Here is a 19,467-nt window from a genome sequence, read left to right as displayed (position 1 = left end):
CCGGCGGGCCTCCTGGTATGAATGCCGGATGGCGGACAACGATCCCCTGGACCGTACGGTCGGCGACGCCGAAGTGGTGCGTCAGGTCTTCGACCAGATGCCGCTACTCGTCTTCGCGCTCGACGGGCCCGACCTGCGGTTGTCGGCGGCATCCGGTGCCTACCGGACCTATGTGGGCCGCGCCGAGATGATCGGTGAGCGGGTCTGGGACGTGTATTCCGAGGTCGCCGGACAGCAGGTACTGGAGATCTTCGAGCAGGTTTATCGGACGGGTGAACCGGCACAGGCCCGGGAGATGCGGGTCTTGTTCCACCGGCCCGACCTCGGGGAGGACGTGGAGTTGTACGTGGACTTCAACGTCGTCCCCCGCCGGGGGCCGGACGGCGCACTGGTCGGACTGGTGAGCGACGTCGTCGACTCCACGGCCCGGGTGCTCGAACGGCAGGCCGCCCAGCAGCGGGTCGACGAGGCCGAGCGGCGCTACGCCGAGGTCCTCGACGTCGTGCAGGCGTTGCAGCGCGAGCTGCTGCCGGCCGGCGTGCCGGTGCTGCCCCGATTGCACATCGCCGGCGCCTACCTGCTGGCCGACGCCGACACCGCCGCCGGTGGGGACTGGTTCGACGCGGTGGCGCTGCCGGACGGGCGGGTCGCCCTGGTCGTCGGAGACGTGGTCGGGCACGGTGTGACCGCCTCGGCCACGATGGGTCAGCTTCGTGTGCTGCTCAACGAGCGGCTGCTGGCGACGGGGGACGTGCGCGCGGCCGTGGCCGACGTCGACCGGATGTCCGGGCGGATCCGGGGCGCCCACGCGGCGACGATCGGGGTCGCCGTGCTTGACCCTGTCACCGGTGACTTGACCTACTGCACGGCCGGGCATCCGCCGCCGTTGCTCGTTCCGCTCGACGGCGAGCCGCGCTACCTGCCCGGCACCGGCGACGGGCCGCTGGGCACGGGTAACGGCGACTTCAGCATCGGCACCGAGCGACTCGGCCAGGGGGACGTCCTGCTGCTCTACACCGACGGGATTCTGGAACGGCCGGGGCGCACCTTGGCTCGCGCCACCGTCGAGCTGGCCAAGGCGGGCGCTGACACCGTGGCCGGACGGGCGTTGCCCGACCACGACCGTACGGTGGCCGATCGGGTCTGCAACCAGACGCTCGAGATGCTTGTGCGGGTGACCGGGCACAGCGACGACATCACGCTGCTGGCCGCCCAGCGCGTCGCGGCGCCGGCCCCATTCGCCGTCACCGTGCCGGCCGACCTGGGCCTGCTGCTCGACCTGCGCAAACAGCTGGGCGACTGGATGGAACGGGCTGCGATCGCGGACGGGGACGCCGGGATGATCGAGCACGCGATCAACGAGCTGGTCACCAACGGGATGGAACACGCCTACGGCGACCCGGCGGCGGGTTCGGTCGAGGTCACCGCCGAGATCACAGCGGCGGGGGAGCTGCGGGCCGAGGTGCGCGATCGCGGCCGCTGGCGTGAACCGTCCTCCCGGCCGGGCCGCGGGCTCGGGCTCGTGATGACCCGCAACCTGGTCGGCTCGCTGCGGCTCGACCACGGCGACAGCGGCACCACGGCGACGATCACCCATCCGCTGACCCGGCCGGTGCGTTTGCTCAGCGTCTCCGAGCTCAGCCCGGGAACGGCCGCGCCGACGACCGGGAACCCCGATCCGTTCCTGGTGCTCGAGCAGCCCGACGGCTCCCTGCGCGTCGATGGGCCGGTCGATGCCCGTACGGCTCAGTCTTTGGAGAATGCCCTGGTGGCGGCGACCGCGGCGGGCACCCGGGACCTGACCGTGGACCTCACCGGTGTCACCCACCTGGCCAGCGCCGGCGTGGCCGCGCTGCACCGGGTGAGCGCGCTGGCCGAGGGCAACAACGGCCGGCTGCGCCTGGTCGCGCCGCCCGGCAGCCCGGCCAACATGATCATGACGTTGGTCGGACTGGTTCCTCTCTCATAATTAATCACGGGTGGGCGGCAAGAACAAGACTTGTTTTATCGGGGCGAAACGGGCAGTTTTTTCTGCGTGGAATGGACATATGAAGGAACCGTCCGAAACGCATTGTGGATCGGCGGCGGGCAATGGGCCGGCAAGACGACCGTGTCCGGATTGCTCGTCGACCGCTTCGGTGTGACGCACTATCACTACGACTTCCACAGCGCCCGCGGCCATGAGGACAGGCGGGTCGCGGCGGGCGTGCGGCGCGGCGACTACGCGGGCGACACGGACTGGGAAGCGGTCTGGATCGGACCGACGCCGGCCGAGATGGCCCGCGACGTGATCGCGAGCTTCCCCGAGCGTTTCGAGTGGGTGCTCGACGACCTGCGCGGCCTCGTGACCCCGCGGCCCGTGCTGGTCGACGGCTGGGGCTGCCGGCCCTCGCTGGTGGCGGCGGTCACCGACCCGGCCCGCATGATCGTGCTCGTGCCGACCGACGAGTGGCGGCTGCGGCAGTCCCGGCAGCTGCCGCGGGCGGCCCGGATCGGTCACCAGGTCAGCGACCCCGACCTGGCCGCCCGCAACCGGATCGAGCGGGATCGGCTGATCGCCCTGGACGCCGTCGCGCAGGCGCGGGCGCTCGGCATCCGAGTGATCGAAGTGGACGGCACCCGCCCGGCGACGGCGATCGCCGACGAGGTGGGCGAGCATTTCCGGGCGTTCCTGCCGGTCCCGGCCGCCTGAGCCGCCGGCATGGGTGAGCTGGTCGTGCGGGCCGCCGACGCCTCCCAGCGCGAGATCGTCGCCGCGTTGCTGACCGGATCGTGGGGCAGCACAACGGTCGTCGCGCACGGGATCGCCTACGACGCGGCGGCCCTCCCGGCGCTGATCGCTTGGCTCGACGGCGGACCGGTCGGCCTGCTCACGTACGAGCTGGGAACCGACGGCCTCGAGGTGGTGACCCTCGACGCCGTCGTGGCCGGCGCAGGGGTGGGCAGCGCCCTGCTCGAGGCCGCGGCCAACCGCGCGTGGGCGGCCGGGGCGTCGAGAGTCTGGCTGATCACGACGAACGACAACCTCGACGCACTGCGCTTCTATCAGCGCCGCGGCATGCGCCTGGTCGGCCTCGCGCCGGGCGCGGTCGACCGGAGCCGTGCCGTCAAACCGTCGATCCCGCTGGTGGGGGAGTACGGCATCGAGATTCGCGACGAGCTGACGCTGGAACTGCGGCGGGGATGGTTCCGATGAGTTCGGGCGGGACGCCGAGTCTGACCCAGCACAACGAACTCACCGAGGAGTCGAATCCGATGACCGAGCTGAACCCGGACCGCGCCCGGCGGGCGATCGTCGAGCACACCCGGCGCCTGGCCGAATCGGCGGCCGCGGCCGGACCCGGCGCCGCCGTGCCGAACGCCCCCGGCTGGACCGTCACCGAGCTGGTCGAACACGTGGGCCAGACCCAGCACTGGGTCGCCGACATCATCGAGCGGCGCATCACCGACCCGGCCCAGCTGCCCACCGAGATGGCCGTGCTCCCCACCGACCCGTACGACTGGCCGGCCTGGCTGACCTCGTCGGCGCGGCGAGTCGCGAACGCCTGCTCCGACGACGCACTCGACGCGCCGGTGTTCAACGCCGCGGGCGACGGGCGTACGGGAACGCGTTTCTGGCTGGCCAGCGTGCTCAACGAGTCGGTCGTCCACGGCGCCGACGCCCACAACGCGGCGGGACGCCCGGCGCCGGTCGAACCGGACATCGCGGCCGGGCTGGTGACGAACCACTTCGCGATGCTCACCTCACCGACGTGGGCCATGATGCGGTCCTCATCGGCGGAGGCGATCCGGGGCACGGGGCAGACCCTGCAGTGGCGGGCCACCGACATCTCGGACGCATGGTTGATCGAGCGCCGTCCGGACGGCGCGACCTGGCGTCCTGGGGCCGGGCCGGCCGACGTCAGCGTGACCGGGCCGGCGGGGTCGCTGCTGCTTGCCTTGACCCGCCGCCGGCCCCCGACCGACTTAACCATCACCGGCGACGCGGACCTGGTGCGGCACTGGCTGGACAACACCGCCCACGTCGCCGATTGACCTTCACCTCCGCGTAGTCCACCCACCTGAGGGCCCTCCTCCGCCCAGACCACCCACCCGGGGGCCCTTCTCCGCCCAGACCACCCACCCGGGGGCCCTCCTCCGCCCAGACCACCCACCCGGGGGAATGGCGGCGACTCTAGTGGCTTGTCAAGCCTGCGTGGGGGGTTGTCCACAGGGCACGGATGTGAGTTCCGGGTTGTCCACAGGGGCGGAAAATCGCTGGTCAGCTTGGGGTGGAGGGCCTAGCCTGCTGGCGATGGCTCAATTTGTTCACCTCGCGCCGCAGGGGGTCTCGGGTGGGATCCTCCGCGATGGCGTGCGCGCTCGCAGCCGGGGGTGGTTCGGGCAGCGGGGCGTTTACTGCATGCCGGTGCTGGGGTCGTTCAGCCTGACCTATCAGTGGGTTCGGGAGCTGCGGCGGTGGCATCCGGGGGTGCTCGCCGGGGTGCAGTTGCGGATTGCGGATGATGAGCCGGTCACCGTGGGGCGTTATGGGGTCGAGCCGCGGCGGGTGACTGCGGCCGAGGCTGTGGCGGTGGTTCGCGGGCTGGACGATCCGCGTGGGTGGGAAGTGTTCGTGCCGCGAGCGCTCACCGCCGGGGAGGTGCGCCGGGTCCGGCAGGTGCCGCAGGGGGTCGGGTGGCGATACAAGCCGGATGCTCACGGGCGGCGGCCCTGCCCGTGCCCCTCGTGTCTGGGGCGGGGCGAGTGGGGAGCGGCCCGGCTGCGGCGGCGCTTCCCCATCGGCTCGCCGCGGCCGACGAAACCGCAGCTCATGACCTTGCTCCGGGACGCTGCCACCGCCGATGAGATCATCGATGCGCTGATGATGCTGGGCGCCCGGCGGCGCGGGGATGCGCAAGAGTTGGCATACCTCGTGGAGCACCCGGATCCGGAGGTGCGGGAGACGCTGGCCGAGACGCTCGAGAGCTACCGGGGCCGCGCGGCGCGGGTCTTGAGGGCGCAGCTCGAGCAGGATCCGGTGGCGGCCGATCACCACGACCGGGCCGAGCTGCGCTGATCCCGCCGGCCGTGATAGCCGGAGCCCTGGAGAGGCCATCTAACGAGTGCGCCGGGTGGCTACCGCGGTGCGGCGGCGTGTGGGAACGGGGGCCGGGTAAAGGTGACTGAGACGACGGCGTACGAGATGGGGGCTTCGGACGTCGTCGAAGTCGTGCGTGGGGTGGGTGTCGAGGTCTGTCTCAGTGGGGGCTGGGCGGTCGACGCGCTGCTCGGGGAGCAGACCCGCAAGCACGACGACCTCGACCTGTGGCTCCCCGCGGTCGACCTGCATCGAGCTTTCCAGGGTCTGACCCGCCTCGGGATCGATCGGATCTTTCCCTGGCCCGGTGATCGGCCCTGGAACTTCGTGCTGCACGACGGGGCGAGGCGCCGGCTCGACCTCCACCTGTACGAGACCAGGGCCGACGGCCGGATCCACTACGGGTCGGCTGTGCAGGGGGAGTCGTTTCCGGCGGCGGCTCTCGACGGGCGGGGGACGGTCGGGGGTGTTCCGGTGCGGTGTGAGGCTGTGGAGTGGTCGTTGAAGTGGCATTCCGGCTATCCGCCGCGGGACAAGGATCGGCACGACATGCGCCTGCTTCGGGAGCGCTTCGGCTGAGGGAAGCGCGGCCGGGGGCTGGGGGAGCGCGGCCGGGGGCTGGGGGAGCGCGGGTGAGGGCTGGGGGCGGGCGAGGACTGAAGGGAAACGCGGCCGAGGGCTGGGGGAGCGCGGGCGAGGACTGAAGGAAATGCGGCCGAGGGCTGAGAGAAGCGCGGACGAGGGCTGACGGAAACGCGGGCAGCGGCTGAGGGAAAACGCCGGCGAGGGAACGGCCGGAAAGGGCTACCAGACGTCGCCGTTGCGCCAGTCGCAGGCCAGTACGCCGTCGGGATCGAGGGAACCGCCGCGGATCAGGGCGTCGTCGTCGGTGAGTTCGAGGCCGGTGGGGGAGAGCACGGCTGTCCGGCCGCGCCAGGGCTGCCAGCCGCGGGATAAGTAGAGGCTGCGGCCGGCGTCCGAGGCGGACAGCGCGCCGAAGTCGTAGGCTCGGTCGATCACGGTCTCGGCCGCCGTCATCACCGAGGCGGCCAGGCCCTGTCGGCGCCACGACGGATGGACGGCGACGGCCTCGACGTAGCCGCAGCGCCAGGCCCGGTCGGCGTGGAAGAAGCTGCGCTGCACCACAGCCGCGTGCGCGACTATCGTGTCGTCGCGCGTGGCGATGAAATGCAGCCCGCCCAGTGCGTGGTCCCAGTCGTCGTCGGAGAATTCGCCGTCGAAGGCGTCGTCGAGCAGCCGGCGAATGGCCGAGCGCTGGCCGGGGGACAGTTCCGCGGTCGGGATCACGAGTTGACGGCCCAGCGCAGAAAATCGTATGCATCCTGGCCGCGGGCCGCCGGATCGTCGTACCGGCCGGGCGCGTCCGGCTGTTCGCGAATGCGCAACGCGTCGCGTCCGATGGCGTGCCAGCGCGGGTCGAGGTGGGACACGATGTAACGGCCGGCGCCGCTTTTCGACGTCAACTCGTCAAGCGCCAGCAAATGGTGCAGCCGGGCGACGCCGAGCACCACCCAGGCGATCGACGGATCGTGTTTGCCGAACGCCTCGATGCCCGCCTCCTCGACCTGCGCGATCGTCGAGCGCCAATACGTGTCGAGGTTGTCGCGGGTGAATGCGCGCAGCTCGGCCCGGTCGGTGTGCACCGGCGGCAGCGGCCCGCGCACGACGACCGCGCGTTCGGCCAGCTCGTGCCACGTCACCGGGTTGATGTCGATCTTGCCGGCGGGGTCGAACGAGCCCTGGAAGAACGCGGGCCGGCGTCCGATGGTCAGCGACGAGACGGCCAGGTCGGCCGGTGTGCAGTGGAAACCGTCGAATACGACCTCGGGGTGCCGTTCTTTTGTCGCCTCGTGCGCCTCGGCCAGCATCGCGTGGTCCGGCAGTTCGGCCCACACACCGACGAAGTCGACGTCGCTGCCGGGGAAGAATTCGCCCCAGCACAGCGATCCGTGCAGGAACAGGCCCGTCAATGCGCCGGGCGCGCGGGCATCGACCTCGTCGGCAAACGTGCGAGCAACATCCACGGCGAAGACCTTATTAGACGTACGCGTCCCGGGGTGCCCCAACCGCAATGGCGCGAACCGGGCCAGCAGTTCGGGCCGGCTGCCACGAAAGGCCGTAGACCCGCTGCGGCACCGAACCGGTGGTTGCGCAGAAAAACGCGATAAGAAAGAGCGATGACGACCCCCGCAGCCCGCGCCCGGGAGCAGTACGCGACCACGACCGAGAATTTGGCTTCCAGGATCGCCATCTACGACTACCGCACCAACGAGCAGGACTGGTATTCCTGGCTCGGCGAGCGCCTGCCCCTGAGCGGCGACGTGATCGAGGTCGGCGCCGGCACCGGTGCACTGTGGAGCCGCGTCGACCCGGCAGCCCACCCGATGCGGCTCACGCTCACGGATTTCTCCCCGGCCATGTGCGAGCGGCTCCGCCAAGTCCCCGGCGTGACCGTGCTGCGCAGCGACGCCACCCGGCTGCCGTTCCCCGACGAGAGCGCCGACCTGCTGATCGCCAACCACATGCTCTACCACCTCGACGACCCCGAGGCGGGCCTGCGCGAGTTCGCCCGCGTGCTCCGGCCCGGCGGCCGGCTGGCCATGGGCCTCAACGGCGACGACCACCTGGCCGAGCTGGCCGACATCGGGCCCGCGGTGGGGCGGACCGACCTGGGGCTGCGACCCGGGCACAACGACATCTCGGCGAGCACTGCCGGGGCGTACGTGGGAACGCTTTTCGACGACGTGACGAGCGAGCGCTATCCGTGCGCGCTGGAGGTGCCCGGCCCGGAGCCGGTGCTGCGCTATCTGGCCAGCCAGGGCCGCGCGCCGCTGACCGCCGCCGAGGAGGAGGCGGCCCGCGACTTCATCGCCGCCCGGATCGCCGCCGACGGCTCGTTCCGCATCCGCCAGCACGCAGTGTTGATCACGGCGAGGAAAGGGGCGAGGGGAGGGGCGGAGTGAGGGTCGGCGGGGCGAAGTGAGGGTGAGGGGAGGGGCGGAGTGAGGGTCGGCGGGGCTAAATGAGGGCGGAGCGAAGGCCGGAGGGGCGAAGGGAGGGGCGGCGTGAGGGTCGGCGTGAGGGTCGGCGAAGCGAAGCGAAGTGAGGGCGAGGGGAGGGGCGGAGTGGGGTCGGCGCGGCGAAATGAGGGCGGAGTGAAGGTCGAGGGGCGAAGGGAGAGGCCAAGAGAAGGGCGGAGTGAGGCTTTAGGGGAGGGGCGACGGAAGTGCCCCGCTGACCGATTCGAGTGCGGCGAGGCGGAGGGCCTCGCTGCGGGCGTAGACGGAAGCGCCCGGCCCCGGCTCGAGGCGCCCGTTGACGCCGCTGTAGCTGCCGCCGGCCTCGCGGACGATCAGGGAGGTCGCGGCGAAGTCCCAGATCTGCCCGCCGGTCTGCACGCCCAGGTCGAGGTCGCCGCGCGCGATCATCAGGGCCGGGTGGATCGGCCACGGCAGCGCGGGCGTCACCTCCTTGAGCGGCGCCACCAGTTCGCGCCCCCACTCCTCGGGCACCACGCCGAGCCGGCAGCCGGCCACCGTGTCGGCCCCCGCCGAGACGTGCACGGGCGTCTCGGCGACGACCCGGCCGCCGACGATCCGTCCCTCGAACGCGCCGCCGCCGCGGGTCGCCCACCACACGCTGCCCTGCGCCGGGTGCGCGGCCACCGCGGTCGTGACGACGCCGTCCTCCTCGAGCGCGATCAGGATCAGCCAGCGGTTGTCGCCCGCCACGAACAGCGCCGTCCCGTCGATCGGGTCGATGATCCAGCGGCGTACGGCCGTGCCGGTCTGGCCCTCCTCCTCGCCCAGGATCGCGTCGGACGGGCGGGCCGCGGTGAGCACCTCCCGGATCGCCGCCTCGACGGCCCGGTCGGCCGCGGTCACGACCGAGCCGTCCGCCTTGACCTCGCGCGGCAGGTCGGCCAGCGCCTCGAAGTGCGGCAGGGCCACGGCGGCCCCGGTCATGGCGGCGCGCTGGGCGAGCTGAAGATCCGTCTCCACGTGACCCATCCTGCCTCCGTTCGACGGGCGGGCCGGCGCGAATCGCTGGCGTGTCACCCGCACCAGCACATCGCACGCGTCTTAACGGTCAGCAGACTTCGGCTGTCGCCACCCCGACGGTTCCGCGCGGCACCTCGGCCACGATCTCGCCGGCCGGGTTCATCACGCATGTCGGCCCGAGCCCGAGATGAGTGTCGCCGCGTTCCCCGGTCACGTCGGCCGAGGCCAGCCACAGCCCCGTTTCCGCGATCCGTTTGCGGCGCAGTTCGTTGTGCTTTCCCGCCCACCCGTACGCGTTCTCCCGGCGCATCATGTTCTGCGCCGGGAAGGCGAGCAGGGTCGCCCCCTGACGCGCGACCGCGGCGGCGGCGTGCGGAAACTGCCCGTCGAAGCAGATGTTGACGCCGAACCGCATCCCCGCCGTCTCGAACACCGGATAGGCGTCGCCCGCCGTGAAGACGCGCTCGCCTCGAGTCAAGAACGTTTTCCGGTACGCCCCCACGACCCGCCCGCCGTCGAACACCGCCGCGGTGTTGTAGTAACGATTCCCGGCGCGCTCGATCATGCCCAGCACCACGATCCCCGGCACGTCGAGCCGCACGTCCGCGCAGCTCATCGCATACCGGCGTACGTGGTCCGCAGTCGGCCGGTAGCCCTGCAGGAAACACTCCGGAAAGACGAGCAGGTCGGCCCGTCCCGCGTATTCGTGCACGATGTCGAGCGCCGCCCGCACGTCGCCCATGATCTCGGGCGTCTGACACACTCCGACCACGAGCATGGGTCGCAGTCTGCCGCATAATTGTTGACCATGGCGGCGAGCGACCCCCCCCCGGTGACCCGCTTCTGGATCGGCGGCTCGCCCTGCTCGGGCAAGACCACGGTGGCCGCCCTGATCGCCGCGGAGCTGGACCTGCCGCTCTATTCGTGCGACGACGCCTTCGATCGTCACGCCCCCATGGCCGGCCCCACGATGCGCAAGGTGACGACGATGCCGGTCGGGGAGCGGCTCGCCCAGCCCGTCGCCGTGCAGGTGGACGACGTCTTCCGGCTCTACCGGGAGCAGTTCCCGCTGATCCGGGCCGAGCTCCCGCCCGCGGCCGTGATCGAGGGCGCCGCCCTGCTGCCGTCACTGCTCCACGACGAGACCGTGCCGCCCGCCGACGCCGTCTGGATCGTGCCGGCCCCGGCCTTCCAGCGCCACCACTACGCGCAGCGGCCCTGGGCCCGCGAGCTGGTCGCCGGCCTGCCCCCGTCCGCCTTCGACCACTGGATGCAACGGGACGAGCGCTTCGCCGCCCGGGTCGCCGCCGAGGCCCGTGAGCTGGGCTATCACGTCGTCACCGTCGACGGGTCACGGCCACCGTCCGAGCTCGCCGCCGACCTCCTCGCGCAGCACTCGGCGCAAGGCGTGACCAAACAAGGCGTGACCAAACAAGGCGTGACCAAACAAGGCGTGACCAAACAAGGCGTGACCAAACAAGGCGTGACCAAACAAGGCGTGACAAGGCGAGGCAGCTCTCGACGCGAGCCGTCACCGGGCGTGAGGCATCACCCGTGGCGAGGCGGGTACCCGTCCGGTATGACTGACACCTCGAATGCCGGAGCCAGCACCGAGCAGCACGTCACCGGCGCACCCGAGACCGACGAGTTTCCCACCGACGCCCCGCCCAACGCCGACACGCCCGCGAGCGGGAGCAGCAACAAGGGCATCAACGACACCGACGCCAACCGGCAGCCCGAGGAGAACGAGCCGCCGGACTGAGTCACGAAGCCGGGGCGTGCAGGGTCAGGGTCGTCCAGGCGCCGACGTGCACGCGGTCGCCGTCGGCCAGCGCGCGGGACTGGCCGGCCGTCAGCGGCGCCTGGTCGTCGTTGACGTAGGTGCCGTTGGTCGAGCCGACGTCGGAGACCAGCCACACCCCGTCGACGCTCAGGGTCAGCAGCGCGTGGGAGTGCGACACACCGGGGTCGTCGTCGGACAGGTCGATCTCGGGGTGGGTGCCCTTCGAGGTGCTCTTGCGGCCGATCCGCACCTGCGGCGGGGGCAGGGGGACCGTACGGGTCTTGCCGTCGGCCGGGAACTCGATGCCGTCGATCGCGTTCTCCTCGAAATACGACCGGTCGGGCGCGATCGTGACCGTCCAGCCCGCCAGCTCGGCCGGGGAGCCGGGCAGCGTCGGGGCGACCAGCGTGGGCACCCGGCCCGTGCTGTGGTCGTAGCCGCAGTCCTCGCAGAAGCGGCTCGCCCCGGCTCGCGGCGTGCCGCAGTTCGGGCAGGGCTCGGCGGCGGGCGCGGGCTTCTCAAAAACCGGAGCCGGCGCCGGCGTCGCGGCGGCAGCGCCGTCGATCTTGGCCCCGCACGTGTCGCAGAAGTCGCTCTCCTCCGACACGTGACCCTTGGGGCAGGCATACGTCGTCACTGGCCGCGCCCCACCCGCACGGTCTTGGTGGAGCGGGTGTCCAGCGCCATCTCGTCGGCCGCGGCCACCTTGCGCCGCAGCCGCACCGTGCCGGTCGCCGCGTCCTCGATGTCGACCACCGTGGCCAGCAGCTCGGAGGTGGCCTGGTTGCCGCTCTCGTGGGCCAGCTGGGCCGCCCGGCCGAACTTGATCGTCGCGGTGTGGTCGTCGCCGGCCTTGCGGGCCTCGATGCCGGCCTGGATCGCGTCGGCCAGCTCGGCCTGCCCGGTGTAGTGGGCCACCTGACGGTTGATCTTGGTCGACAGCGCGACGTCGTCGGTCCAGACCGCCCGTACGAGGGACTGGGCGTGCACCGTGTCGCCCTCGACGATCGACACCCGGGCCGCCAGCATCTCGTCGCCCGCCGCGCCCGGTGGCACGTCGATGCAGAGGTGATAGTCGCGGCTCTCGGCGCCCCACGAGCCCAGCGGATAGCGGCCCGCCCGGGCGCCGTCGGCCACCCGCTTGCCGGTCAGGTCGGCCACCTGCGGCTCGACCTGCTTGACGAACCGGACCGTGGCGTTGACCGGCGTCCACACCTTGAGCTGCACGTCGGCCGAGGTCTTGCCCATCGCCGCGGTCATCATCTGCTCGAAGGCGGCGGTGAGGCCGTCGGGCCGGGCCACGATGTCGACAGTGCCCAGCATCGCGTCGGCGATCTTGCGGAGCTCGGAGACCTTCCAGTTGGTGCCGACGCCCCGGCAGTCGACCGCGAACTTGCCGCCGATCGAGGTCAGCACGCTCTCCAGATAGCCCTGCCGCTCGCCGTTGTCGCCGTCGGTGAGCATGATGGCGTGCGCGATGTCGCCCGGCCGCTGCGCGAACAGCTGCGCCGCGAGCAGCAGCCAGGCCCCCATGGCGGTGCCGCCGCTGGCGTGCAGCCGGTCGATCGCCCACGACGCCTCGGCCCGGGTCTGCGCCGAGGCCACCGCGAGCTGGCCGGGCGCCGGGAAGAGCTGCTGCGCCGTGCCGACCCCGGCGATCAGCGCGAAGTGCACGCCGTCGTCGATGCAGGCGACCGCGGCCTTGGCGGCCTGCCGGGCGGCGGTGATGCGGCCCTCGGCCTGCATCGAGCCGGACGCGTCGACGATGATGATCTCGGTCGCCCCGGACGTGCGGGTGCCCGTCGCGCTGCCCGACGACGTGACCGTGACGATCGCGTTGACCTCGGCCGCCCCGAGGGCGAGGTACTCGTTCTGGAAGGCCTCGGCGGTGTACGTCATCCCTGTTCTCCCCCAACTGGCGTGATCGGTACCAGGGCCACGGTGATGTTGTCGGCGCCCCCGGCGGTGATCGCGTAGTCGGCGAGCCACCGGGCCGCAGTGATCAGCGTGCCCTGCTCGCGCAACCCCTCGCGCACCGCGGCCGCGAAGGCGCCCGCGTCGGTCAGGTAGTTCCACAACCCGTCGCTGCACAGCACGAGATGCCCGGGGTCGCCCACCACGAACTCGGCCGTCCGCGGCGCGATCGTGCCCGCGTCGGCCCCGAGCCACGCCGTGATCGCGTGCGCCTTCGGGTCGCGCATCGCCTGCTCGGGGTCGGCGCCCAGCGAGATCACGTGGGTCGCCCACGAGTCGTCCTCGGTGAGCTGCTCGGCCACGCCCTCCTCGGGCACCCAGTACGCCCGGCTGTCGCCGATCCACCCGACGGTGACCGCGCCGCCGCGCACCGCGGCCGCGACGATCGTGCACGCCGGGTTGGAGGCCTGCCGCCGCGGGTCGCCCTCGGCGGCCAGCTTGGCCACCGCGATCTGCGCCGAGCCGATGGCCGTGGCCAGGTCGATCCCGTCACCCAGGGCCGCCCCGGCCGAGGAGACCGCGGTCAGCGAGGCCACGTCGGGGTCGAACGACGAGGAGACGCCGTCGCTGATCACCACGTCGACGTCGCGGCCGCGGGTGGCCAGCCACATCGCGTCCTCGTTGCGGTGGTGGCGCAGCCCGCGGTCGGTCACCGCCGCCGCCACGTCGCCGCAGTCCGTCTCGAGGTGGTCACGTTCCCGCCCGGCCAGCATCCCGCAATGCTCGCAGTACCCGTCGTCGCCGACACCACCCGGGGTGCCGCAGTGGGGACAGGCCGGCTCGGGGGCGAGCGACCGCCCGCAGGCCTCGCAGAAGGCCGCTCCGGCGGCACGCTCGTCGGCGCACGAGGCGCAGTCGGTCATGGTCATCGTGCCTCGCTGTCGCAGTTCAGGCTGGTGTCGGGGGCCCAAGTATGAGCCCACCGGCGCGCGCCGTGGGGGAGGGGGCGGGTCATGTCCTCGTCCGGGGCCGCGACGCGTTGGCCAGGTCGACCAGGCGGATCTTCTCGACGCCGTGCGCGGCCCGGGCCATCTCCCGGTACGCCTCCTCGAGCGCGAACCGGATGTCGCGCTCGCGGATGTTCCCGCTGCGGGCGGACCCGAGCACCGCCGCGGGCAGCGTCGTGCCGCCCGTGACGTTGCGCAGCGCCTGCTCGAGCAGCTCGGCCCGCAGCTGGGCCAGCTGGGCGGCCTCCACCTCGAGCCGTTCGATCAGGGCCGCGGCGGCCGACAGCGAGTCGACGTCGGGCGCCGCCGACGGGTGCGCCTGCACGAGCGCGCGCACCGCCCCGACCTGCGAGCTGCGATAGGCCGACGACGTGCCGGGCACCCGGTTGTACGCCTCGACGGCCCCGCTGCGGTCGCCCGCGCGCAGGCGGCAGCGGGCCAGCCCGGCCGCGGCCGCCGTGTACGACGGGTCGGTGCGGCTGACCACGTCGTAGTAGCCGGCCGCCTTCGGGTCGCCGGCCAGCTCCAGCGTCAGGCCCAGCGCGAGCTGCGGCGCCAGCTCGCCCGGCAGCGCCGAGTAGACCGCGTCGAACCGCTGCTCGGCCGCCGCGAAGTCGCCCGCGGCCAGCCGCAGCAGCCCGTCGTACCAGGCCACCCGCCAGTCGCCGCCCCCGGTGGCGAGCAGCCGGTCGCAGGCCTCGCGGGCCTGGCCGAAGTCGCTGGTGCGGGCGGCCAGGTCGATGCGAGCCCGCAGCGCGCGCAGCCGGGTCTCGATCGTGTCGACCGGGGCCGAGGTCAGCAGCGTGAGCACCTCGGACGGCTCGGTCACGGTGACCGAGGCCAGGAACGCGGCGGCCGGGTCGGTCAGGTCGATCAGTGGGGTCGGCAGGTCCTGCCAGCGCGGCGTCTCGGAGCGCAGGTCGGTGCGCAGCTCGCCGGTGAACAGCCGGGACGGCGCCGGGTGGGCCGTGCCGCCGGCCGCCAGCACCTGCCGCAGCACGCCCAGCATCTGCTCGGCCATCTCGGCCGCGTCGACGAACCGCTCCGCCGGGTCCTTGCGGGTTGCCCGATGCAGCAGCCGGTAGAACGACTCGAACCGCTGGTAGACGTCGAACTCGCCGCGGTCGGGCAGGCTGTCGGCGAACGTGCTCTGGTAACCGCGGAAATCCGTGGTGAGCACGGCCAGCGTACGGCCGATGGTGTAGAGATCGGAGCCGATGGACGGGCCGAGCGTGGCCATCTCGGGGGCCTGATAACCCACCGTGCCGTAGAGCGCCGCGTCGTGGTCGTCGATGTGCACGACGCCGCCGAGGTCGATCAGCTTGAGCTGGTCGGCCACCTGGATCACGTTGTCCGGCTTGAAGTCGCAGTAGATCAGGCCGCGGTCGTGCAGATAGCCGAACGCGGGCATGATCTCCAGGACGTACGCCAGGGCCTGGTCGACCGGCAGCGGGTCGGAGGTGTTGCCGGCCTGCTGGCGCCGGTCCTTGAGGATGTCCTTGAGCGACTTGCCGCCGACGTACTCCATCACGATGTAGCCGGCGCCGTCGTGCTCGACGAAGTTGTAGATCTTGACGATGTTCGGGTGCTCGACCTCGGCCAGGAACCGCCGCTCGGCCACGGCGGCGGCCAGCGCGTCCTCGTCGCCCGCGTTGAGCAGGCCCTTGAGCACCACCCAGCGGTCCGAGACGTTCTTGTCGACGGCCAGATAGATCCAGCCCAGGCCGCCGTGCGCGAGCGCGCCGACCACCTCGTACTGCCCGCCGATCAGGTCGCCCTTGCCGAGCTTGGGCGTGAAGTTGAACGGCTCGCCGCACGAGGGGCAGAAGCCCGACGTACGCCCCTCGCGGTCGCCGCGCGTCCGGCCGACCGCGTTGCCGCACTTCGAGCAGTACCGCTTCGACTCGGGCACCTCGGCGTTGGCCTTGACGACGGTCGCCGGGTCGGCCTGCGTGATCGGCGCGATGTCGACCAGGCCGCCCCCGAAGCGCCGCCGCGACGAGCCGGTGCGCGAGCTGCCGGTGCGGGTGGACCCCACGGTGCGGGTGGAGAGAGCGCCCGTACGGGTCGAGGCCGCGGTCGCCTCGCGCGGTTTGGGCACCGTGCCGGTTCGGGGCGCGAGGCCGCACGTGTCGCAGTACCCGTCCTCGATCGTTCCCGGGCAGTTACGTTCGCACTTCATCGGCCGTCCTTCGCGATCGTGGCGGTGAGCGCATCCTGGTAGGCGTTGACGGCCCGGCGGGCGACGGCGAGGTCGCAGGGTGCGACGTAGAGCGCCTCGCGCGCGGTCGTGGCCAGCGGGGAGAGCTGCGGATTCTCGGCCAGCCCGCGGCGCAGGGCCTTGGCCTGATAGGCGTCGAGGCGCCCGCGCAGCTCGTTGCGGGCGGCCAGCAGGCCGTCGTTGTGGGCCGCGCCCTCGCGCAGCGCGGTGAGGCGCTCGCGGGCCCGCCGGGTCCACTCCGAGAGCCGCGCGCTGATCAGCGGCCACTGCCCGGCGGCGGCCAGCGCGTCGATGGCGGCCAGGTCGGGCCGCAAGTCGCCCACGGGCACGGCGGCGATCTCGTGGGCCGGGAACCGGTCGACGGCCTTCTCGGCGGCCACATAGGCCTGCGCGGTCGCGGCCACCAGCTCGGCCACGAGGCGGTGCGCGTCGGCCAGCCGGTGGGTCAGGGCCTCGCGCAGCTCACCGGCCGACGTGCGCTCGGCGTCGGCCCGCTGGATCAGGGTCCGGACGGCGGCCAGGTCGCGCTCCTCGACGCCCAGGGGATCGCCGGCCAGGGTCGCCGTGAACTGCCCGAGCCGCCGGTCGGCCTCGTCGATCGTGGCCGTGCTGCCGCCCGCCGCGCGGGTCAGCCGGCGTACGGTCTCGAGGGCACCGGCCGCCTCGGCCGCGGCCGGCAGCAGCCTGTCCCACGCCGCCCCGGCCTCGGTGGCCACCCCGACCGCCGTGGCGAACGCGGCCTCCATCGCCGACAGCAGCTGACCCGGCGTGCACGTGTTGTGCACCTGGCCGGGGCCGAGCAGCCCGCGCTGGGCCAGCGGCACGACCTTGACCGACAACGTGATCGACTCGCCCAGCACGTCGTGCCGGAAGCGGGCCCGGTCGTCGTCGTTGGGCCGCTTGATGTCGCGGAAGGCCTGCCCGCGCGCGATCACCTCGGTCAGCAGCCGATAGCCGTCCCACAGCTCGGTCAGCGCCGCGGTCGCGTCGGCCCACGCCACAGCCGTCCGCCCGGTCAGCTTCGACTTGTCCAGCTCCTTGCGGGCCGGGTTGTCGTCGAGGTCGACCAGGTTGGCCGCGATCGCCGTCACCGCGGTCTCGAGCCGCAGCAGCTCGGCCTCTGCCTGTGCGGTCATTTGTCGTACTGGGCCGTGGGCGGGGCGGGGGCCGTGCCGAAGTCGCCCAGCCACCGCTCGTACGTCTTCTTCCAGGTGCCGTCGGCCCGGTTGCGCTCGAGCACGGCGTTGACGAACCGGGCGAACTCCGGGTGCGCCTTCGACATGGCGATCGCGTACGGCTCGTCGGTGAACTTCTGACCGATGACCTTCGCGTACGGGTCCTGCGCGGCCATGCCGGCCAGGATCGTGTCGTCGGTCGAGATGCCGTCGACCTCGTTGCGCTGGAACGCGACCAGGCAGTCGCCGAACGCCGGTTTCGCCACCGCGATCGGTTTCGTGGGCCGCTTGCCGATGTTCTCGAACGACGTGGAGCCAGCGGCCGAGCACACCTTCTTGCCGCCGAGGTCGTCGATGCTCTTCGCCGTCGAGGTCTTCGACACGAGCACCTTCTGCCCGGCTTCGTAATAGATGCTGGAGAAATTCACGTCTCGCCAGCGGTCGCAGTTGGCCGTCATGGTGTCCGCGACGATATCGACACTGCCGTCGGCCGCGGAACTGACCCGCTTGTCGTACCCGATGACTTTGATCTGAATTTTCGTGGCGTCTCCGAAGATGGCCTCGGCGATCTGGCGGCCCATGTCGACGTCGAAGCCCTCGATCTGACCCGTGAAGGGGTTGCGCGAGCTGAACAGCAGCGTGTCCTGGCTGGTGCCGAGCACGAGCCGGCCGCGCTTCTGGATCGTCGCCATGTAGCTGCCGGCAGGCATGTCGCCCGGCGTGGGCAGGGCGCCGGCGGGTCGCAGGCTGGCCCGCGGGTTGCACGCGGGCGCGGGCGGGCGTTCGGCCGGCGGGGCCGCGGTGACGGCGTTCTGCTGCGGCATGGCGGTGGCCGAGGCCAGCGGGCTGGTGTCGCCCGAGCAGGCGGTCAGCGCGGTGGTGGCGGCGAGCGCGGTGACGGCGAGGGCGGCTCGGATGCGCATCAGCGGTATTCCTCCAGTCGCGCGCGGAGACCGGCGAACGCGAAGACGCAGATCGCCACGGCCAGCAGCGGCCCCAGCACGGTGAGCAGGCCCAGCCCGCTGCCCGCGCGGTCGATCTCGGCGGTGAAGAACTCCTTGCGGTTCTCCAGCGCCGAGTCGAGGTCGCCGCGCAGGTCCTCGAACACCTTCGTGGTCTCGGGCCCGATCGCCAGCGCGACCGCCTTGTCGTACTGGCCGCTGTCGTCCAGCGCGCGCACGTCGTCGTGGATCGTGGCGTACTGCTGGAACTGCTTCGACGCCCGGTCCATCGTCCGGCCGAGCTGATAGTCGAGCTGGTCGTACTCGTTGACCATCGGCCCGCCGCGCTGGTTGAGCCGCGCCTCGACGCTGCTGAAGTCGAGCTCGTACGGGCCCGAGCCGGCCCGCGCGGCCAGCGTGAGCGCCTCGTCGCCGCGCGCCTGCAACGTGAGCAGGCGGCTCTGCGCGATCGAGGCCATCGGACCCGAGCCCTGGTTGGCCGCCCGGTCGAGCCGGGCCTGCTGCACGGCCAGGATGCCGATCGCGCCGACCGTGAAGACCAGCGTCAGGCCGGTCGCGGCCAGCAGCGGCACGTTGAAGGTGCGCTGGGTGCGGCGGCTCAGATAGCGCTGGGTGACGATCAGCGTGATCAGCAAAACGACCAGCGACAGCAGCAGCAGCGCGACCCAGCCCAGCGCGCCGGCCGAGGAGTAGCCGTCCTCGACCTCGTCCTGCGCGCCCTCGAACAGCTCGCGGGCCTGCGGCTGCAGCGTGTCGCGGTTGAGCCGGGAGGCCTCGGACAGATACGACGCGCCGATCGGCAGGCCCTGGCGGTTGTTGGCCCGGGCCGTGGCGACCAGCGCGGAGTATTGCGCGACACCGGCCGACAGGTTGCGGACGGCCTCGGCCGCCCGGCCGTCCTCCGGCGTGCGCCGGGCCGCCGAGGTGAGCGCGGTGGTCGCGCGTTCCAGGTCGGCGTCGTAGCGGCGGGTCAGCGCGGTCGGCTCGAGCCCGCCGGCCAGGAACGCCTGCGCGGCAGTGGTGTCGGCGTCGGCCAGCGCCGAATAGATCGTCTCGGCCTCGACCAGCAACGGCTGCGCCCGGTTGCCGAGGTCGCTCGTGCCGGCCCGCGCCGACGCGCCCGCGACGCCCGCGAGCAGGCCGCTGAGCAGCCCGAACCCGACCAGCAGGGCGATCAGCAGCTGCAATCGGCCGGGGGAGGTGTGCCGCAGGCCGCTGACCCGGCGCACGAGGCCGGCCTTGCGTACGGTGGTCGGTGCGGGCCGTGCCGCCAGCGCAGTCGTCAAGCTCTTCTCCCCCGCTG

19 protein-coding genes are annotated in these 19,467 nt (G+C 72.2%); 8 read left to right on the top strand and 11 right to left on the bottom strand.

Annotation, left to right across the window (positions count from 1 at the left end; all coding sequences use genetic code 11):
* Window positions 1-28 precede the first annotated feature (28 nt).
* The 6 genes from JKJ07_RS32320 to JKJ07_RS32295 all read left to right on the top strand — a co-directional run bounded on the left by JKJ07_RS32320 (window position 29) and on the right by JKJ07_RS32295 (window position 5,659).
* Window positions 29-1,969, top strand: coding sequence for a SpoIIE family protein phosphatase (locus JKJ07_RS32320; RefSeq protein ID WP_202995672.1), 1,941 nt, complete (start codon window positions 29-31; stop codon window positions 1,967-1,969).
* A 66-nt stretch (window positions 1,970-2,035) separates the two neighbouring features.
* Window positions 2,036-2,692 (top strand): hypothetical protein, encoded by a 657-nt coding sequence (locus tag JKJ07_RS50330; RefSeq protein ID WP_236030277.1) that lies wholly within the window; start codon window positions 2,036-2,038, stop codon window positions 2,690-2,692.
* Window positions 2,693-2,701: 9 nt separating this feature from the next.
* Window positions 2,702-3,196: a GNAT family N-acetyltransferase gene (locus JKJ07_RS32310; RefSeq protein WP_202995671.1), complete on the top strand. Its 495-nt coding sequence runs from the start codon at window positions 2,702-2,704 to the stop codon at window positions 3,194-3,196.
* Window positions 3,193-4,035, top strand: a complete 843-nt coding sequence (locus JKJ07_RS32305; RefSeq protein WP_236030276.1) for a maleylpyruvate isomerase family mycothiol-dependent enzyme — start codon at window positions 3,193-3,195, stop codon at window positions 4,033-4,035. The genes JKJ07_RS32310 and JKJ07_RS32305 overlap by 4 nt, the downstream gene beginning before the upstream one ends.
* A 367-nt stretch (window positions 4,036-4,402) precedes the next feature.
* The gene (locus JKJ07_RS32300) at window positions 4,403-5,059 is read left to right on the top strand and encodes a HEAT repeat domain-containing protein (RefSeq protein ID WP_202995670.1); all 657 of its coding nucleotides are present in this window, start codon (window positions 4,403-4,405) and stop codon (window positions 5,057-5,059) included.
* A gap of 102 nt (window positions 5,060-5,161) precedes the next feature.
* On the top strand, window positions 5,162-5,659 hold the full coding sequence (locus tag JKJ07_RS32295) for a nucleotidyltransferase domain-containing protein (protein WP_307834513.1): 498 nt from the start codon (window positions 5,162-5,164) through the stop codon (window positions 5,657-5,659).
* Between the two features lie 225 nt (window positions 5,660-5,884).
* Here the strand turns inward: JKJ07_RS32295 and JKJ07_RS32290 are convergent, their stop codons facing one another.
* Entirely contained in the window at window positions 5,885-6,418 is a 534-nt protein-coding gene (locus tag JKJ07_RS32290) for a GNAT family N-acetyltransferase (RefSeq protein ID WP_438871454.1), read from the bottom strand.
* A complete protein-coding gene (locus JKJ07_RS32285; protein ID WP_202995669.1) occupies window positions 6,385-7,125 on the bottom strand; it encodes a hypothetical protein in 741 nt (246 codons plus the stop codon). The genes JKJ07_RS32290 and JKJ07_RS32285 overlap by 34 nt, the downstream gene beginning before the upstream one ends.
* Window positions 7,126-7,278: 153 nt before the next feature.
* Between JKJ07_RS32285 and JKJ07_RS32280 the strand changes: the two genes are divergently transcribed.
* A complete protein-coding gene (locus JKJ07_RS32280; protein ID WP_202995668.1) occupies window positions 7,279-8,064 on the top strand; it encodes a class I SAM-dependent methyltransferase in 786 nt (261 codons plus the stop codon).
* 243 nt (window positions 8,065-8,307) lie between these two features.
* Here the strand turns inward: JKJ07_RS32280 and JKJ07_RS32275 are convergent, their stop codons facing one another.
* Window positions 8,308-9,111: an inositol monophosphatase family protein gene (locus tag JKJ07_RS32275; RefSeq protein ID WP_202995667.1), complete on the bottom strand. Its 804-nt coding sequence runs from the start codon at window positions 9,109-9,111 to the stop codon at window positions 8,308-8,310.
* Between the two features lie 79 nt (window positions 9,112-9,190).
* On the bottom strand, window positions 9,191-9,880 hold the full coding sequence (locus tag JKJ07_RS32270; RefSeq protein WP_202995666.1) for a carbon-nitrogen hydrolase family protein: 690 nt from the start codon (window positions 9,878-9,880) through the stop codon (window positions 9,191-9,193).
* A gap of 54 nt (window positions 9,881-9,934) precedes the next feature.
* On the opposite strand from JKJ07_RS32270, the gene JKJ07_RS50325 reads away from it, so the two are divergent.
* Window positions 9,935-10,864: a hypothetical protein gene (locus tag JKJ07_RS50325; RefSeq protein ID WP_236030275.1), complete on the top strand. Its 930-nt coding sequence runs from the start codon at window positions 9,935-9,937 to the stop codon at window positions 10,862-10,864.
* 1 nt (window position 10,865) lies between these two features.
* Here JKJ07_RS50325 and JKJ07_RS51925 read toward each other — a convergent pair whose 3' ends face one another.
* The 7 genes from JKJ07_RS51925 to JKJ07_RS32230 all read right to left on the bottom strand — a co-directional run bounded on the left by JKJ07_RS51925 (window position 10,866) and on the right by JKJ07_RS32230 (window position 19,450).
* Complete coding sequence (locus JKJ07_RS51925) at window positions 10,866-11,522, bottom strand: double zinc ribbon and FHA domain-containing protein (RefSeq protein WP_202995665.1); 657 nt, start codon at window positions 11,520-11,522, stop codon at window positions 10,866-10,868.
* Entirely contained in the window at window positions 11,519-12,784 is a 1,266-nt protein-coding gene (locus JKJ07_RS32255; RefSeq protein ID WP_202995664.1) for a vWA domain-containing protein, read from the bottom strand. The genes JKJ07_RS51925 and JKJ07_RS32255 overlap by 4 nt, the downstream gene beginning before the upstream one ends.
* Complete coding sequence (locus JKJ07_RS32250) at window positions 12,781-13,728, bottom strand: protein phosphatase 2C domain-containing protein (protein WP_202995663.1); 948 nt, start codon at window positions 13,726-13,728, stop codon at window positions 12,781-12,783. The genes JKJ07_RS32255 and JKJ07_RS32250 overlap by 4 nt, the downstream gene beginning before the upstream one ends.
* 82 nt (window positions 13,729-13,810) lie before the next feature.
* Window positions 13,811-15,988 (bottom strand): serine/threonine-protein kinase, encoded by a 2,178-nt coding sequence (locus tag JKJ07_RS32245; protein WP_202995662.1) that lies wholly within the window; start codon window positions 15,986-15,988, stop codon window positions 13,811-13,813.
* On the bottom strand, window positions 15,985-17,163 hold the full coding sequence (locus JKJ07_RS32240; RefSeq protein ID WP_202995661.1) for a hypothetical protein: 1,179 nt from the start codon (window positions 17,161-17,163) through the stop codon (window positions 15,985-15,987). The genes JKJ07_RS32245 and JKJ07_RS32240 overlap by 4 nt, the downstream gene beginning before the upstream one ends.
* The gene (locus JKJ07_RS32235) at window positions 17,160-18,125 is read right to left on the bottom strand and encodes a glutamate ABC transporter substrate-binding protein (RefSeq protein ID WP_202995660.1); all 966 of its coding nucleotides are present in this window, start codon (window positions 18,123-18,125) and stop codon (window positions 17,160-17,162) included. The genes JKJ07_RS32240 and JKJ07_RS32235 overlap by 4 nt, the downstream gene beginning before the upstream one ends.
* The gene (locus JKJ07_RS32230) at window positions 18,125-19,450 is read right to left on the bottom strand and encodes a GlnX family signal transduction membrane protein (RefSeq protein WP_202995659.1); all 1,326 of its coding nucleotides are present in this window, start codon (window positions 19,448-19,450) and stop codon (window positions 18,125-18,127) included. The genes JKJ07_RS32235 and JKJ07_RS32230 overlap by 1 nt, the downstream gene beginning before the upstream one ends.
* Window positions 19,451-19,467 lie beyond the last annotated feature (17 nt).

The organism is Paractinoplanes lichenicola, assembly GCF_016785085.1.
GTDB lineage: Bacteria > Actinomycetota > Actinomycetes > Mycobacteriales > Micromonosporaceae > Actinoplanes > Actinoplanes lichenicola.
This window is presented reverse-complemented; position numbering and strand designations above follow the sequence as displayed.